The sequence below is a fragment of the Brachybacterium sp. NPDC056505 genome, assembly GCF_042794925.1.
GTDB lineage: Bacteria > Actinomycetota > Actinomycetes > Actinomycetales > Dermabacteraceae > Brachybacterium > Brachybacterium kimchii.
The window spans coordinates 53,910-68,146 of record NZ_JBHTSV010000006.1 but is presented as its reverse complement, the minus strand read 5'-3'; the positions used below and the strand labels follow the sequence as shown (position 1 = coordinate 68,146).

Here is a 14,237-nt window from a genome sequence, read left to right as displayed (position 1 = left end):
CGTGATCTCGTGAACCTGCCCCAGCGCCCGCGCGCACCCCGCCGCGTCCTGGCTGCGGGCCCACGGCACTCCCTCGGGATCCGCGCCGACGGGACCGTGGTCGCCGCCGGCCGTGACCCGTCGGGCGCCGAGCGCGTGCAGGACTGGACGGGCATCGTCTCGGTGGCGGTGGGGAGCGTCCACGTCGCCGCGAACACCGGCCGCGCGCACTCCGTCGCGCTCCGGTCGGACGGCAGCGTCGCCGCGGTCGGCTGGAACACCCATGGCCAGTGCGACGTCGCGGGGTGGAGCGGAGTCTCGGCGATCGCCGCGGGCTGGCGCAGGACCGTTGGCGTGCGGGAGGACGGCACGGTGCTCGCCGTCGGACGCCGGGACGAGGGCGCGTGCGACGTGAGCGCATGGCGCGGCATCGTCGACGTCGCCTGCGGGGACTGGCACACGGTGGGCCTGACCGCTGACGGCACTGCCCGGGCGACGGGGAACAACACCAGGGGCCAGAGCGCCGTGGGCGGCTGGCGCGATCTCGTCGCCGTCGACGCCGGCCACCTGCACACCGTGGGCCTCACCTCGACCGGTTGTGTACTCATCGCCGGGGGCACGACCGACGGCAGGGATGCCGTCAGCGGGTGGTCGGACGTCGTCGCGATCGCCTCCGGCAGTCACCACATCCTCGGACTGCGGGCCGACGGTCGGGTGCTCGTCGCCGGAGACAGCACGCCGGGCCGGGCGGAGACCGAGAAGTGGGACGACGTCGTCGACCTCGCCGCCGGCCCGCGTCACTCCCTGGCGCTGCGCGCGGACGGCAGCGTGCTCGCGGCGGGGGATGATGCGTGGGGACAGATGGATGTGGGCGAATGGGTGGTGACCACGAAGTAGGGGGTGCGCGCCCGCCGGTCAGCCCGCGGCGAGGTCCTGCCGGATGAGGCTGAACAGGAGACTGTCGCGGCGATGCCCCTTGAACGGGATGTGCGAGCGCAGTCTGCCCTCGAAGCGGAAGCCACTGCGTTCGGCCACCCGACGGGACCCGACGTTGTCCGGACCGCACGTGATCTCCAGTCGCTCGAGGCCTAGATCGCCGAGCGCCCACGTGGTGACAAGACGAACTGCGCGCGTGGATGCTCCTCGTCCTCGCGCATCGGGGGTGAGCCAGTAGCCGATGCTGGCGACGGACCGGCTCTTGTCGATGCCGTTCACCGTGATCTCGCCGAGCACAGAGCCGTCCGCCGCGGCGGTGATCGCGAAGGCGATGCCCACGCCCTCTTCACGCTGGACCTCGTAGCCACGGATGCGTTCCACGATCTCGCCGTGGAGCAGCGGGTGCCAGTCGGAGAACCGGAGGAACTCAGGATCGGCGAAGGCCGCCGCATGGGCAGCCGCGTCGTCAGCATGCTCGGCGCGCAGCCGGATCACGCCGTCGGAGAGCGCGGGTCGGGAGATCGAGGACATTCCCGCATCCCATCATGCGCAGGAGCTCGTCAGCCCAGCCCCCTCTGTCCCGACCAGCGCGCCGCCGCCTCGCGAGCACCGGCCTCGATCAGCGCGCGGATCTCCGGTGTCTCGGGCACAGGGAAGGACACGTAGCCTCCGCGACCTCCCTCGACGGGACGCCCGTAGGCCTTGGCAGCGAGCGTGGAATCGGGGAGCAGGCGCACGGTGACGCTCGTGAGCCGGAACTCCTGACCGCGACGGGTGTCGGTCCACTGCAGGACCTCAGGGACGGCGATGTTGATCGCCAGCGCGTTCACCTCGACGTCTGATGCCATGCCTCTCGCCTCGTCTTGCCTCGTCGGGTCCGTGGGGTTGGAGTGCACGGTAGTGCCCTCACGCCTCCTGTGCGAGCGCGAGCGGCAGCACCGGCCCGGAGCCCGCGCGGCGCAGCAGCCGGGCGGCGATCGTCATCGTCCAGCGGGTGTCGATCACGTCGTCCACGAGCAGGATCGGGGCACCGGCCAGGGCGTCGATCTGCTGCTGCAGCTCGGGGGTGATCACGAAGCGGTCCCAGAGGGCGGCGACGCGGAAGGCGCTGTTGCGGGCACCACTGAGGGGAGCAGCGTCTGCGGCGAGGCCGAGCTGGCCGAGGTCCTGCAGCCGTCCGATGGAGGCGATACCCGAGGCGAGCGAGCCGACGAGCTGTGGTCGAGTCGTGGAGGGGATCGCGACGACGCCCACTGGGCGCTGCTGCCAGTCCCACTCCTTCAGGACCTCGATGATCCGCGAGCCGATGTTCTGGGGGACGGGGGAGTCGATGCGCCGACCGTCCTCGTCGGTGCGCAGAAGGCTGCGCAGGGGGACCGCCCAGCCCAGGTCGGACATGCGGGCGATCACACGGCCCTCCTCGCAGCGCTCGCCCTCCGCGATCTTCCCCTTGGGAGCGGCGCCTTGGAGCCCGCGCATGTGCAGCTGATCGAGCCCCTGCGGCCACTGCTTGCGCGGCTCGACGGGCACGCCGACGCGGTCCAGGAGGGCCGAGACCTGCGCGTCCGCCGATCCCGCCGGGGCGTCGGCCGACGGGAACCAGGATCCCGCGCACACGTCGCAGCGGCCGCAGGGGACGGCCGTGTTGTCGTCGAGCTGGCGGGCCAGGAACACCATGCGGCACTGCGCGGGGTCCGAGGCGACGACGTCGGTGCCCGTCCCGTCGGACCCCACGCGCTCGTAGGCGAGCATTGCCTGCTGCTCCTCGCGGCGGGTGCGGGCCACGTTCTCGTAGCGCTCCGCGTCGTACTCCCAGGGGCGGCCCGTCGCGATCCAGCCGCCCTTGACCGCCTCGACGGCGCCGTCGACGGCGAGGACCTTCAGGAGCAGCTCGAGGGCGGCGCGGCGCACGTCGACGCGCGCCTCGATGGCCGCGGTGTTGAGCGGGGTACCGGCCTCGGCGAGGGCGGTGAGGACCTGGGAGGCGGAATCCTGCGAGGGCATCGAGGCGGTCGCGAAGTACTCCCAGATCGCGCGGTCCTCGCGGCCGGGGAGCAGCAGCACGTCGGCGCTGTCGGTGGCACGGCCCGCGCGGCCCACCTGCTGGTAGTAGGCGACGGGGGAGCTCGGGGCGCCCAGGTGGATGACGAAGCCGAGGTCCGGCTTGTCGAAGCCCATGCCCAGGGCGCTGGTCGCGGCGAGCGCCTTGATCCGGTTGTCCTTGAGGTCCGCCTCGAGCTGTGCCCGGTCCTCGGCGTCGGTGCGCCCCGTGTAGGCGCGCACGGGCCGTTCGGGGGTGTTCAGCAGGGCGGCGAGATCCTCGGCCGCGGAGACCGTGAGCGTGTAGATGATGCCGGAGCCCTCGAAGGCGTCGAGGTGGCGCACCAGGTAGTCGAGGCGGGCGCGGTCGTCGGGCAGGGTGAGGCTGCCCAGGCGCAGCGAGTCCCTGGTGAGCGGACCGCGCAGCGTGAGCACTCCGGGATGCTTGTCTGTCGGTGCCGCGTCTGCCGTCGGCCCTCCCTGCGCCGCCACCCCCAGCTGCTCCTCGACGTCGGCGACGACGCGGGAGTTCGCCGTCGCGGTCGTCGCGAGCACGGGCACCTGCGGGCCGAGCTGGGCGACGAGATCGCGCAGCCGCCGGTAGTCGGGACGGAAGTCGTGGCCCCAGTCGGAGATGCAGTGCGCCTCGTCGATCACCAGGAGCCCGCAGCGCTCGATCAGGCGGGGGAGCTGCTCGTCGCGGAAACGGGGATTGACCAGGCGCTCGGGCGAGACCAGGAGCACGTCGATCTCGTCGGCCGCGAGTGACTGCTCGATCTGCGTCCAGGCCGTCGGGTTCGCCGAGCTGATCGCCTCGGCGCGCACGCCGGCGCGGGCCGCCGCGGCGACCTGGTCGCGCATGAGGGCGATCAGCGGGGAGACGATGAGAGCCGGGCCCGCGCCGCGCCTGCGCTGCAGCAGAGCGGCCAGGAAGTAGACGGCGGACTTGCCCCAGCCCGTGCGCTGGACGACGAGCGCTCGGCGATGCTCGTCCACGAGGGCGGCGATCGCCTCGAACTGGCCGGGATGGAAGGCGGCGTCGGCCCTGCCGGTGAGGTCGCGCAGGGCCTCGAGGGCCTCGGCGTGGAGCTGCGGGTGGGTCTCGGCGGCGCTCGCGGTCATGGGCGTCAGTGTGTCATCGGGCCATGACATCCGGGTGGGAGATCAGGAGCGATGTGCATGGAGGGCCGCTGGGGAGGAACGGCGGCCGACGCGCCGCCCACGCCGCACCTCGCGCACGCCGGAGCATTCGTCCCTTGCGCGTCACTCGCCCCGGTGCATGCGGTCCGACGTGCTCTCGCCCTCGCGCAGCGGGTCCTCCTTGGTGGCGAGCGCCTTGCGCATGCGCGCCTCGAGGATCTGTGCCTCCCGGATCGCGGGGTTGTCGGACAGCTCCTCGCCGTCCTCCGGATCATGGGAGTGGAAGTCGATGTGGGGGTCCACGGACATGCGATCACCTTCAGCGCTGAAGAGGTATCGGGCTCTCGGGGGCGAGATGCCTGATCCTACGCACACGCTCGCATCGGCACCGGAGGACGCGGCCCCACTACGATCGAGCGGTGGCCAGGAAGAGTGCGAAGAACCGATCCTCGAAGAGCTCCGCGACGGCGTGCAAGGGGCCGAAGCCCCTGGGGCCGGCGGCCCTCGTCGAGACCCTGATGGGCGGATGGCGCCCGCTCTCGCGGATGGAGGTCGACGGCTTCGCGATCCTGCGCTCGCGCGGCGTCACCCGGCGTGCGAACAGCATCGTCCCCATCGATCCGCCGTCGGACCCGCAGGCGCTCGACCCGGCACTGGACCGCGTCAGCGGCCTGGTCCGAGCGTCCGGGGAGCCCGTCCTGTTCCGCACGTATCCGGAGCAAGGGCACGCCGCGGTCGACGAGGCCCTCGCGCGGCGCGGTCTCACGGTCGAGGCGCCCTGCGAGATCCTCGAACTGCCGCTCGGTCCGAGGACTCCTGCGCCCGATCCCCGGGCAATGATCAGCAGTGGCCCGCTGCCCGAGGACTGGTTCGCCGCGTCCTGGCGCCTGTCGCCGCGCGAGGGCGAGGGCGCCCGCGAGACTATGCACGACATCCTCGCCGGGACCCCCGCCGTGCACGTCGCCATCACGGGCGAGGGGACGGGCACGTCGGCCGACGGGACGATTCCGGCGACTGGGCGGAGCGGGCCCGACGGGGTCCCTGTGGAGGCCGTGGCCGTCGGCCGAGCGGCCCTCGTCGACCACGGGCGCAACCGTTCCGCCGTGCTCAACCAGATCGCCACCGATCCCGCTCGCCGACGCGAGGGGCTGGGCACCGCGGTCGTGCGCACCCTGCTCGCCGCCGCCCAGGTGCAGGGTGCCGAGCGCGCCCTGCTCGAGGTCGAGACGGACAATCCCGCGGCCCTCGCCCTGTACCGGAAGCTCGGCTTCCGGCGCATCGGCGCCTACCACTACCGCGTCGGGGACTGAGCGGCGTCCCCTCCGGATCGTCGAGGAGATGCCCCCTGGCAACGGCGCTCAGGCAGAGGGGACGGGTGCCCGTCCGACGGCGAGAAGGTGCGGCGAAATGTCGCGCAGCAGGGGGTGCTCGCTGCTGCGGCACGCGAGGCCCATGAGTGCCTCGAGCGCTCGGTCCTCGGTGCCGAGAAGCTCCGCCGCCACGCCGATCGGGCCCTCGACGCCGTGCACCGTGACGCCCGCGAAGCCGGCATCGCGCAGTTCAGCGGCGAGCTCGGCGGAGGTGTGGAAGTGGCCGAAGGGGAACGGGGCCTCGGGGATGTCGGCCCAGCCGTCGGCCAGGATCCCCTGCCACGCGTCGTCCCAGACGGCGACGTCCCCGCCCTCGTCGGCCCCGTCGGCCGCGGCGCTCAGATAGGTGTCCGTGAACGAGGAGAGCCGCGAGATCCCCGCGGCGATGAGGATTCCTCCCGGGCGGAGCGTGCGCCGTGCCTCGGTGAGGGCCCGAGCCCGGTCGACCGCCTCCGCCAGGTGGTAGAGCGGGCCGAGGAGCAGCACCACATCGTGCGCGGAGTCGTCGAGGGGGAGGTCGCGCGCATCCCCGACGAGAGCCGTCACTTCGCTGATGGTCTTCGCCTCACGGACCTGGGCCGGCACCGGATCCACAAGAGTGACGACGTGGCCGAGTGCCGCCAGGGGCGCCGCATGGGCACCGGTCGCGCCGCCCACGTCGGCGATGCGAAGGGTCGAGCGTCCGGTCTCGCTCGCGATGCGATCGATCTGCGCCGCGACGATCTCCTGCGTGCGCCGGAACTCGAGCACGCCTCCGGCCGAGGAGCGTAGCCTCTGCCCCTCGTGCCCGCTCCCGTAGTACTCGTGGAGCCGTGCGTCGATCCGTCGCTGATCGGGTCGCTGTGTCATCTGCGCATCGTAGATGGGGTCGGTCCACCCACCGCGCGATCGCCTCTAGGATGGATGGCATGCCAGCGATCGGACGAGAAGACGTCGCACGCCTCGCCGACCTCGCACGGATCCAGCTCAGTGATGACGAGATCACCCGCTATGCGGGCGAGTTCGACGCCATCATGGACGCTGTCGCATCCGTCTCCGAGGTCGCCACGGAGGACGTGCCCGCGACCAGCCACCCCATTCCCATGACGAACGTGTTCCGCGAGGACGTCGTCACCGCGACCCTCACGCAGGAGGAGGCGCTCTCCGGCGCCCCCGAGGCGGAGGAAGGTCGTTTCGAGGTCCCGCAGATCCTGGGGGAGGAGTGAGCATGAGCAGCACCCAGAACCACCCGGGCGCGGATCCCACGCGCCTCTCCGCCGCGGCGCAGGCCCAGGGCCTCGCATCCGGCGACTTCTCCTCCGAGGAGCTCACCCGCGCCCACCTCGACCGCATCGCGGCCGTGGACGGCGACCTCAACGCCTTCCTCCACGTGAGCGAGGACGCGGCCCTCGAGGTCGCGCGCGGCGTCGATGAGCGGCGCGCGGCGGGCGAGCAGCTGCACGCGCTCGCCGGCGTGCCGATCGCCGTCAAGGACGTCGTGGTCACCAAGGGCACGCCCACGACGGCCGCCTCGAAGATCCTCGAGGGCTGGGTGCCCCCGTACGACGCGACGCTCGTCGAGAAGCTGCGTGCGGCGCGCCTGCCGATCCTCGGCAAGACCAACATGGACGAGTTCGCCATGGGGTCCTCCACCGAGAACAGCGCCTTCGGACCGACGCGCAACCCCTGGGACCGCGACCGGATCCCCGGCGGCTCCGGCGGCGGCAGCGCTGCGGCCGTGGGCGCCTACGAGGCGCCGCTCGCGATCGGCACCGACACCGGCGGCTCGATCCGCCAGCCCGCGTCGGTCACCGGGACCGTCGGCGTGAAGCCGACCTATGGGTCCGTCTCCCGCTACGGGCTGATCGCGATGGCGAGCTCGCTCGACCAGGCCGGGCCCGTGACCCGCACCGTCGAGGACGCCGCGCTGCTGCACGAGCTCATCGCCGGACACGACGCGCGCGACTCGACCTCCCTGCCCGAGGCCGTCCCCGCCTTCGGCGAGGCCGCGCGACGCAAGGACGTCAAGGGCCTGCGCGTGGGCGTCATCGAGCAGCTCGAGGGCGACGGCTTCGCTCCCGAGGTGCGCGCCCGCTTCGAGGAGTCCCTCGCGGCCCTCGAGCAGGCCGGCGCGGAGATCGTCCGCGTCTCCTGCCCGAACTTCGAGTACGCGCTCGGCGCGTACTACCTGATCATGCCCTCGGAGGCGTCCTCGAACCTCGCGAAGTTCGACGGCATGCGCTACGGGCTGCGCGTGGTCCCCGAAGATCATCCGACGGCCGAGTCGGTCATGAAGGCCAGCCGCGGCGCCGGCTTCGGCGACGAGGTCAAGCGCCGCATCCTGCTGGGCACCTACGCGCTCTCGGCGGGCTACTACGACGCCTACTACGGCAGCGCCCAGAAGGTCCGCACGCTCGTGCAGCGCGACTTCGCCGGCGCCTTCGAGCAGGTCGACGTGCTCGCCTCGCCGACGTCACCCACCGTCGCCTTCCGCCTCGGCGAGAAGACCGACGACCCGCTGGCGATGTACATGAACGACATCGCCACGATCCCCGCGAACCTCGCGGGCGTGCCCGGGCTGTCCCTGCCCAGCGGACTCGCGGAGGACGGGCTGCCCGCGGGCATCCAGTTCCTCGCCCCCGCGCGGGCCGACGAGCGCCTGTACCGGGTGGGCGGCGCTCTCGAGGCGCTGCTCGAAGACTCCTGGGACGGCCCCCTGCTGGACCGCGCCCCCGCGCTGACCGGTGCGCCGACGGGCGCTCGGACCGGAGAGGTGAAGTGATGACGACCATCGATACCGACCTCGTCGACTTCGAGGACGCGACGGACCGCTACGACCCGGTGCTCGGCATCGAGGTGCACGTGGAGCTGGGCACCGCGACCAAGATGTTCGACGGTGCGCCGAACATCTTCGCGGCCGACCCGAACACCGCGATCACCCCGGTGAGCCTGGGCCTGCCCGGCACGCTGCCCGTGGTCAACGAGAAGGCCGTCGAGTACGCGATCACCATCGGCCTCGCGCTGAACTGCGAGATCGCCGAGTCGTGCCGCTTCGCGCGCAAGCAGTACTTCTACCCCGACCTCACGAAGAACTTCCAGACCTCCCAGTACGACGAGCCGATCGCGCACGACGGCTGGGTGGACGTGGAGCTCGAAGACGGCGAGATCGTGCGCGTCGAGATCGAGCGCGCCCACATGGAGGAGGACGCCGGCAAGTCCACGCACGTGGGCGGCAGCGGCCGCATCCAGGGCGCGACCCACTCCCTCGTGGACTACAACCGCGCGGGCGTGCCGCTCGTGGAGATCGTGACCCGTCCGATCCCGAACGTGGGCGAGCGGGCCCCGGAGGTCGCCGCCGCCTACGTGCGGACCCTGCGGGACATCTTCCGAGCCCTCGACGTCTCCGAGGCGCGCATGGAGCGCGGCAACGTCCGGGCCGACGTGAACGTCTCCCTGCGCCCGTCGGCCGATGCGCCGCTGGGCACCCGGACCGAGACGAAGAACGTGAACTCGTTCCGCTCGATCGATCGCACGGTGCGCTACGAGATCTCCCGCCAGGCGGGGATCCTCGACGCCGGTGGGTCGGTGGTCCAGGAGACCCGCCACTTCCACGAGGAGGACGGCCACACGAGCGCCGGGCGCGTGAAGTCCGACGCCGAGGACTACCGCTACTTCCCCGAGCCCGACCTGGTGCCCGTCGCGCCGAGCCGCGAGTGGGTCGAGGAGCTGCGGGCGAACCTTCCCGAGCTGCCGGCGGCGCGCCGCCGTCGTCTGCGCGAGGAGTGGGGCTTCAGCGATCTCGAGATGCGCGACGTCATCAACGCCGGCGCTCTCGAGGCCATCGAGGCGACCGTGGTCGCGGGCGCGAGCGCCCAGTCCGCCCGCAAGTGGTGGATGGGCGAGCTCGCCCGCACCGCCGGCGAGCAGGGTGTGGAGCTCGAGGAGCTCGCGGCCACCCCGGCGCAGGTCGCCGAGCTCCAGAATCTCATCGACGACAAGAAGATCAACGACAAGATCGCCCGACAGGTGCTCGGCAAGGTGCTCGCGGGCGAGGGTGACCCCGGTGCGATCGTCGAGAAGGAGGGCCTCGCGGTCGTCTCCGACGACTCGGTGCTCACCGGCGCCGTGGACCAGGCGATCGCCGACAACCCCGACGTGGTCGCCAAGATCCAGGGCGGCAAGGTCCAGGCGATCGGCGCGCTCATCGGCCCCATCATGAAGGCCACCCGCGGTCAGGCCGATGCCGGCCGCGTGCGCGAGATCATCATGGAGAAGCTGGGCGTCCAGGGCTGACCGCCCTTCGCAGCTCTGCGCCGGAGCGCCGCACCCCTCGTCGGGTGCGGCGCTCCCGTGCTCACGGGCCCCCTGGAGTGCACCCCGGGAGAGTCGGTGCAATGGTCGAGGCAAAGAATTACCCATTCTTGGTACTCTGGCGTCATGGCTCAGAACACGTCCATCAGCCTCGACGACCACTACACCGGCTTCCTTGCAGAGCAGGTCGCCTCGGGGCGCTATCGATCGTCCAGCGAGGTGATCCGTGCCGGGCTGCGTCTCCTCGAGGATCGGGAGACGCAGATGGCGGCACTGCGCGAGGCGCTCGTCGTCGGTGAGGAGAGCGGTGAGGCCCAGCCGTTCGACTTCGACGCCTTCATCGCGTCGAAGCAGGCATGAACCGCTTCCGCCTCACTCCGGCAGCGCAGAGGGATCTCTCGGATATCTGGGACTTCACGGAAGGCCGCTGGAGCGCCGCGCAGGCGGAGTCCTACCTGCGCGACATCTAGAACGCCATCGAGCGCCTTGCCGCAGACCCGGATCGGGGTCGCCCCGTCGACGACATCCCCCAGGGCTACCGTCGATACGGGATCGGCAGCCACCTCGTCTTCTACGTCCAGCGCGGAGATCGCATCGACGTGATCCGTATCCTCCACCAGCGGATGGATCCGGGGCGGCATCTGTGAGCGCGGGCCTGTGGCACTCGGAAATCGCGCGCGGATCCGGTGTCGACCAGATCGCCATTCTCGCGAGGTCTACCCTCGCGGCATGGACTACAACGACGTACCCATCGAGGACTGTCTGCGCGGCGGTGAGGGGGAGATGCTCCTCTTCGCCCTGGATCGCGTGCACCGCCAGTTCGCCTGGAAGTCCGGCGGTCTCACGCAGGAGCAGCTGGGCACGCGCCACCCGCCCTCGGGGGTGACGATCGCCGGCACGATCGTCCATCTCGCGAAGGTCGAGGAGATGTGGACCGCCTCGGCGGCCGGGCGCGCACCCGGCTCGCCCACCACCGGCCCCGAGCCGTGGACGGCTTACGACGCGGAATGGACCACGGCTGCTGAGAGCCCGCCCGAGGAGCTCTACGCCCTCTGGTACGGCACGATCGGACGCTGCCGCCGGGAGTGGAGCGAGCTGGTCCGGGACGGCGGCCTCGACGTGCTGGTCCAGGACGACCCGGAGTACCAGGTCGGTCGGCGTCGGCGGCTCGTGGACATCCTCGAGGAGAATCTCCTGCACACCGGGCAGACGTCGATCGTCCGTGAAGCGATCGACGGGCTGGTCGGCAACGACCCGCCGTGATTGGGCACCGCGAATATCCGCCCTGCCTGCGCTTTCGTCTCGCCAGGCGAGCAATGCTCGGGAACTGTCGGCTATCTCATCCGGGCCGGAAGCCTGCTTGCGCGGCGTCGCTCGAGCACGCTTAGGGTAGGCAACCCTCAACGACCGTGGGGCGAGCTTCCGCCCCACCGGCAGGAAGGTTCCGACCCCCATGTCCCAGCTGCTCCCGCAGACCTCTGCGCACGAGCTCCCGGCCTCCGCCGGCGCCGACGCGCCCCCCGCCCAGCCCTCCGCGGCGACTGCCCCCGCGGCGTCGACCGCAACGGCCACCGCGACCACCGCCTCGACGACCGCACTGCTCAACGAATCCTCGGCCGACGCCTACGCCGACCTCCTCCACGAGGTCGTCGACACCGTCGCGGAACGCTTCCGCACCGTCGACGCCCCCTCCGTCGGCCCCGACCGGCACGCCCTCGAGCGCCTCGTCGAGGACGTGGACCTCGACGGCTCCGGCATCGGCGACCGCGCGGCCCTCGCCGAGGCCGACGCGCTCTATGCGAGGAACGCCGTCTGGTTCCACCACCCCTCGTACCTCGCGCACCTGAACTGCCCCGTGGTCCTCCCCGCGGTCGCGGCCGAGGCGATGCTCGCCGCGGTGAACACGTCCGTGGACACCTTCGACCAGTCGCTCGTCGCGACGCACATGGAGCGGCGCCTCGTGCAGTGGGCCGCGGGCCTCGCCGGATTCGCGAGCGGGGACGGCGTCTTCACCTCGGGCGGGACGCAGTCCAACCTGCAGGCGCTGTTCCTGGCGCGCGAGCGGGCTCTGCGTGCGGATCTCCGCGAGCGGACCGACGTGCTGCCGCGCCTGCGCGTGCTCACCACCGCCGCGAGCCACTTCTCGGTCGCCCGCTCCGCGCACCTGCTGGGGCTCGCCGCCGACTCCGTCATCGCCGTCGACTCCGACGCCGACGCCGACGGGCGCGTGGATCCCGCTGACCTGCGGGAGCGCCTCGCCGCACTCGAGGCGGCGGGGGAGCGGCCGATGGCCGTCGCCGTCACCGCCGGCACCACGGACCGCGGGATCATCGACCCGCTGCCGGCCGTCGCCGAGACGTGCGAGGAGACCGGGGTCTGGCTGCACGTGGACGCCGCCTACGGGGGAGGCCTGCTCGTCTCCGAGCGCCGCCGCCACCTGCTCGCGGGCATCGAGCGCGCGGACTCCGTGACGATCGACTTCCACAAGACCTTCTTCCAGCCCGTCTCCTCGAGCGCGATCCTCGTGCGCGATCCCTCGGACCTCCGCGCCGCCGCCTGGCACGCCGACTACCTCAACCCCGCGGCGGAGGCGGCGTCGGCCGAGGCGGAGCCGAACCAGGTCGACAAGTCGCTGCAGACCACGCGCCGCTTCGACGCCCTCAAGCTCTGGACCACCTTGCGCTCGCTCGGGCCCGGGCGCCTCGGAGAGATGGTCGACGCGGTCTGCGACCTCGCACTCGAGGTCCGCACGCTGCTGCTCGCCGACCGCGACTTCACCGTGCTGGGCACGAGCGACCTCAGCACCGTGCTGTTCCGCTTCCAGCCCGAGGGTGTGGACGATCGGACGGCCGACGGGCATGTCGCCCTCATCCGCCGGATCCTCTTCCAGTCCGGCCGCGCGATGGTCGCCCGCACCACGATCGACGGCACCCCGTGGCTCAAGCTCACCCTGCTGAACCCCGAGGCGACCCTCACGGACGTCGCCGCCGTACTGGACCTCGTGCGCGCGACGGGCCGCGGCCTGCTCGCCGGCAGCCGCCTCGCGGCCGAGGGGAGCGAGCGATGAGCGCGCCTGCTCCCGCGGACGACGCCCGCGTCCACGACCTCGTGGGCATCGGCATCGGACCCTTCGGCCTCGGCATGGCCGCGCTCAGCGAGCCGCTCGAGGACGTCGACGCGATCTTCCTCGACCAGGCGCCCGGCTTCTCCTGGCATCCCGGGATGATGCTCGACGGCGCGACGATCCAGGTGCCCTTCCTCGCGGACCTCGTGACGATGGCCGACCCCACCTCGCGCTTCTCCTTCCTGCAGTTCCTCAAGGAGACCGGAAGGCTCTACCCCTTCTACATCCGCGAGTCGTTCTACCCGCTGCGCTCCGAGTACGACCGCTACTGCCGCTGGGTCGCCGAGCAGCTCGACACGCTGCGCTGGAGCCGCCGCGTCCGCGCGGTCGAGGAGGAGGGCGACCACCTCCTCGTGGTGGCCGACGTGCTCGACGCGGAGGGAGAGGTCGTCGGCACCGAGGCGCACCGCGGCCGGCACGTGGTCCTCGGCGTCGGCACGCGGCCCGCGCTGCCGCCCGCCCTCGCAGAGCTCGCCGAGGCGGCGGACAGGACAGCGGCGGATCCCGCGACGGGAGAGTCGCCGGCCCCTTCGTCCTCGGCGGCCCCGTCGGCCCCGCCCGTGATCCACAGCTCGCAGTACCTGCCCGCGCGCGAGCAGCTGCTGGACGCGGGATCGGTGACGATCGTGGGGAGCGGCCAGAGCGCCGCGGAGATCTACCGCGATCTGCTCGAGGACGCGGCCGCGCGCGGCACCCGCGTGGACTGGGTGACCCGCTCGCCACGGTTCTTCCCGATGGAGTACACCAAGCTCACCCTCGAGATGACCTCGCCGGAGTACACGGACCTGTTCCGCTCCCTCCCGGAGGATCGGCGCGAGAGCCTCGGCCGCGAGCAGCGGACCCTGTACAAGGGCATCAGCGGCGACCTTGTCGACGACATCCACGACCTGCTCTACCGGCTCAGCCAGGGCGGCGCCGAGGTCCCCACCACGCTGCTCACCGACACCGCCGTGACTGCCGCGCGCCACGACGCGGAGACCGGAGAGCAAGTGCTCACCCTCGAGCACGGCGAGCTGGGCACCCGGCGCGAGCACCGCACCAGCGCCGTCGTCGCCGCCACCGGGTACCGCTCGAGCGCGCCCGCGCTCCTCGCGCCCCTGGGAGAGAGGATCCGCCGCGACTCTCGCGGCCGGCTCGACGTCTCCCGCGACTACACGATCGACGACCAGCAGCGGATCCACGTGCTCAACGCCGAGGAGCACACCCACGGCGTCACCGCCCCCGACCTCGGCTTCGGCGCCTGGCGCGCCTCCGTGGTGCTCGATGCGATCACCGGCCGCGAGCCCTACCCGATCGAGCGCCGCATCGCCTTCCAGACCTTCGGCCTCCCCGCCGACGACGCCTGACCCACCAGGAGA

14 protein-coding genes and 1 pseudogene are annotated in these 14,237 nt (G+C 72.0%); 10 read left to right on the top strand and 5 right to left on the bottom strand.

The window, feature by feature from the left end:
- The first annotated feature begins 9 nt into the window (after positions 1 to 9).
- A complete protein-coding gene (locus ACFQ53_RS06175; RefSeq protein ID WP_377856863.1) occupies positions 10 to 876 on the top strand; it encodes an RCC1 domain-containing protein in 867 nt (288 codons plus the stop codon).
- Between the two features lie 18 nt (positions 877 to 894).
- Here ACFQ53_RS06175 and ACFQ53_RS06170 read toward each other — a convergent pair whose 3' ends face one another.
- The 4 genes from ACFQ53_RS06170 to ACFQ53_RS06155 all read right to left on the bottom strand — a co-directional run bounded on the left by ACFQ53_RS06170 (position 895) and on the right by ACFQ53_RS06155 (position 4,404).
- Complete coding sequence (locus tag ACFQ53_RS06170) at positions 895 to 1,446, bottom strand: GNAT family N-acetyltransferase (protein ID WP_377856860.1); 552 nt, start codon at positions 1,444 to 1,446, stop codon at positions 895 to 897.
- Positions 1,447 to 1,475: 29 nt separating this feature from the next.
- Positions 1,476 to 1,763: a hypothetical protein gene (locus ACFQ53_RS06165; RefSeq protein WP_377856857.1), complete on the bottom strand. Its 288-nt coding sequence runs from the start codon at positions 1,761 to 1,763 to the stop codon at positions 1,476 to 1,478.
- A 58-nt stretch (positions 1,764 to 1,821) separates the two neighbouring features.
- Complete coding sequence (locus ACFQ53_RS06160; RefSeq protein ID WP_377856854.1) at positions 1,822 to 4,077, bottom strand: RecQ family ATP-dependent DNA helicase; 2,256 nt, start codon at positions 4,075 to 4,077, stop codon at positions 1,822 to 1,824.
- 141 nt (positions 4,078 to 4,218) lie between these two features.
- Complete coding sequence (locus ACFQ53_RS06155; protein ID WP_239201423.1) at positions 4,219 to 4,404, bottom strand: hypothetical protein; 186 nt, start codon at positions 4,402 to 4,404, stop codon at positions 4,219 to 4,221.
- 110 nt (positions 4,405 to 4,514) lie between these two features.
- Between ACFQ53_RS06155 and ACFQ53_RS06150 the strand changes: the two genes are divergently transcribed.
- On the top strand, positions 4,515 to 5,405 hold the full coding sequence (locus tag ACFQ53_RS06150; RefSeq protein ID WP_377856850.1) for a GNAT family N-acetyltransferase: 891 nt from the start codon (positions 4,515 to 4,517) through the stop codon (positions 5,403 to 5,405).
- Between the two features lie 48 nt (positions 5,406 to 5,453).
- Here the strand turns inward: ACFQ53_RS06150 and ACFQ53_RS06145 are convergent, their stop codons facing one another.
- Entirely contained in the window at positions 5,454 to 6,314 is an 861-nt protein-coding gene (locus ACFQ53_RS06145) for a class I SAM-dependent methyltransferase (RefSeq protein WP_377856848.1), read from the bottom strand.
- A gap of 59 nt (positions 6,315 to 6,373) precedes the next feature.
- Between ACFQ53_RS06145 and gatC the strand changes: the two genes are divergently transcribed.
- The 8 genes and pseudogenes from gatC (at position 6,374) to ACFQ53_RS06105 (ending at position 14,225) form a co-directional block, all read left to right on the top strand.
- On the top strand, positions 6,374 to 6,670 hold the full coding sequence (gatC, locus tag ACFQ53_RS06140; protein ID WP_377856845.1) for an Asp-tRNA(Asn)/Glu-tRNA(Gln) amidotransferase subunit GatC: 297 nt from the start codon (positions 6,374 to 6,376) through the stop codon (positions 6,668 to 6,670).
- A gap of 2 nt (positions 6,671 to 6,672) precedes the next feature.
- On the top strand, positions 6,673 to 8,226 hold the full coding sequence (gene gatA, locus ACFQ53_RS06135) for an Asp-tRNA(Asn)/Glu-tRNA(Gln) amidotransferase subunit GatA (RefSeq protein ID WP_377856842.1): 1,554 nt from the start codon (positions 6,673 to 6,675) through the stop codon (positions 8,224 to 8,226).
- The gene (gene gatB / locus ACFQ53_RS06130) at positions 8,226 to 9,737 is read left to right on the top strand and encodes an Asp-tRNA(Asn)/Glu-tRNA(Gln) amidotransferase subunit GatB (protein ID WP_377856839.1); all 1,512 of its coding nucleotides are present in this window, start codon (positions 8,226 to 8,228) and stop codon (positions 9,735 to 9,737) included. The genes gatA and gatB overlap by 1 nt, the downstream gene beginning before the upstream one ends.
- A gap of 144 nt (positions 9,738 to 9,881) precedes the next feature.
- A complete protein-coding gene (locus ACFQ53_RS06125) occupies positions 9,882 to 10,115 on the top strand; it encodes a type II toxin-antitoxin system ParD family antitoxin (protein WP_377856836.1) in 234 nt (77 codons plus the stop codon).
- A pseudogene (locus ACFQ53_RS06120) lies at positions 10,112 to 10,402 on the top strand (type II toxin-antitoxin system RelE/ParE family toxin). The gene ACFQ53_RS06125 and the pseudogene ACFQ53_RS06120 overlap by 4 nt, the downstream one beginning before the upstream one ends.
- An 82-nt stretch (positions 10,403 to 10,484) precedes the next feature.
- Positions 10,485 to 11,018, top strand: coding sequence for a DUF664 domain-containing protein (locus tag ACFQ53_RS06115; RefSeq protein ID WP_377856833.1), 534 nt, complete (start codon positions 10,485 to 10,487; stop codon positions 11,016 to 11,018).
- Positions 11,019 to 11,208: 190 nt separating this feature from the next.
- Complete coding sequence (locus ACFQ53_RS06110; RefSeq protein ID WP_377856830.1) at positions 11,209 to 12,822, top strand: pyridoxal phosphate-dependent decarboxylase family protein; 1,614 nt, start codon at positions 11,209 to 11,211, stop codon at positions 12,820 to 12,822.
- Complete coding sequence (locus tag ACFQ53_RS06105) at positions 12,819 to 14,225, top strand: lysine N(6)-hydroxylase/L-ornithine N(5)-oxygenase family protein (RefSeq protein WP_377856827.1); 1,407 nt, start codon at positions 12,819 to 12,821, stop codon at positions 14,223 to 14,225. The genes ACFQ53_RS06110 and ACFQ53_RS06105 overlap by 4 nt, the downstream gene beginning before the upstream one ends.
- The last annotated feature ends 12 nt before the right edge of the window (positions 14,226 to 14,237 follow it).

Coding starts and splice junctions, on each gene's coding strand:
- ACFQ53_RS06170 (WP_377856860.1), bottom strand. CDS start 1,446: ATGTCCTCGATCTCCCGACCCGCGCTCTCCGACGGCGTGATCCGGCTG.
- ACFQ53_RS06165 (WP_377856857.1), bottom strand. CDS start 1,763: ATGGCATCAGACGTCGAGGTGAACGCGCTGGCGATCAACATCGCCGTC.
- ACFQ53_RS06160 (WP_377856854.1), bottom strand. CDS start 4,077: ATGACCGCGAGCGCCGCCGAGACCCACCCGCAGCTCCACGCCGAGGCC.
- ACFQ53_RS06155 (WP_239201423.1), bottom strand. CDS start 4,404: ATGTCCGTGGACCCCCACATCGACTTCCACTCCCATGATCCGGAGGAC.
- ACFQ53_RS06145 (WP_377856848.1), bottom strand. CDS start 6,314: ATGACACAGCGACCCGATCAGCGACGGATCGACGCACGGCTCCACGAG.
- gatC (WP_377856845.1), top strand. CDS start 6,374: ATGCCAGCGATCGGACGAGAAGACGTCGCACGCCTCGCCGACCTCGCA.
- gatA (WP_377856842.1), top strand. CDS start 6,673: ATGAGCAGCACCCAGAACCACCCGGGCGCGGATCCCACGCGCCTCTCC.
- gatB (WP_377856839.1), top strand. CDS start 8,226: ATGACGACCATCGATACCGACCTCGTCGACTTCGAGGACGCGACGGAC.
- ACFQ53_RS06125 (WP_377856836.1), top strand. CDS start 9,882: ATGGCTCAGAACACGTCCATCAGCCTCGACGACCACTACACCGGCTTC.
- ACFQ53_RS06115 (WP_377856833.1), top strand. CDS start 10,485: ATGGACTACAACGACGTACCCATCGAGGACTGTCTGCGCGGCGGTGAG.
- ACFQ53_RS06110 (WP_377856830.1), top strand. CDS start 11,209: ATGTCCCAGCTGCTCCCGCAGACCTCTGCGCACGAGCTCCCGGCCTCC.
- ACFQ53_RS06105 (WP_377856827.1), top strand. CDS start 12,819: ATGAGCGCGCCTGCTCCCGCGGACGACGCCCGCGTCCACGACCTCGTG.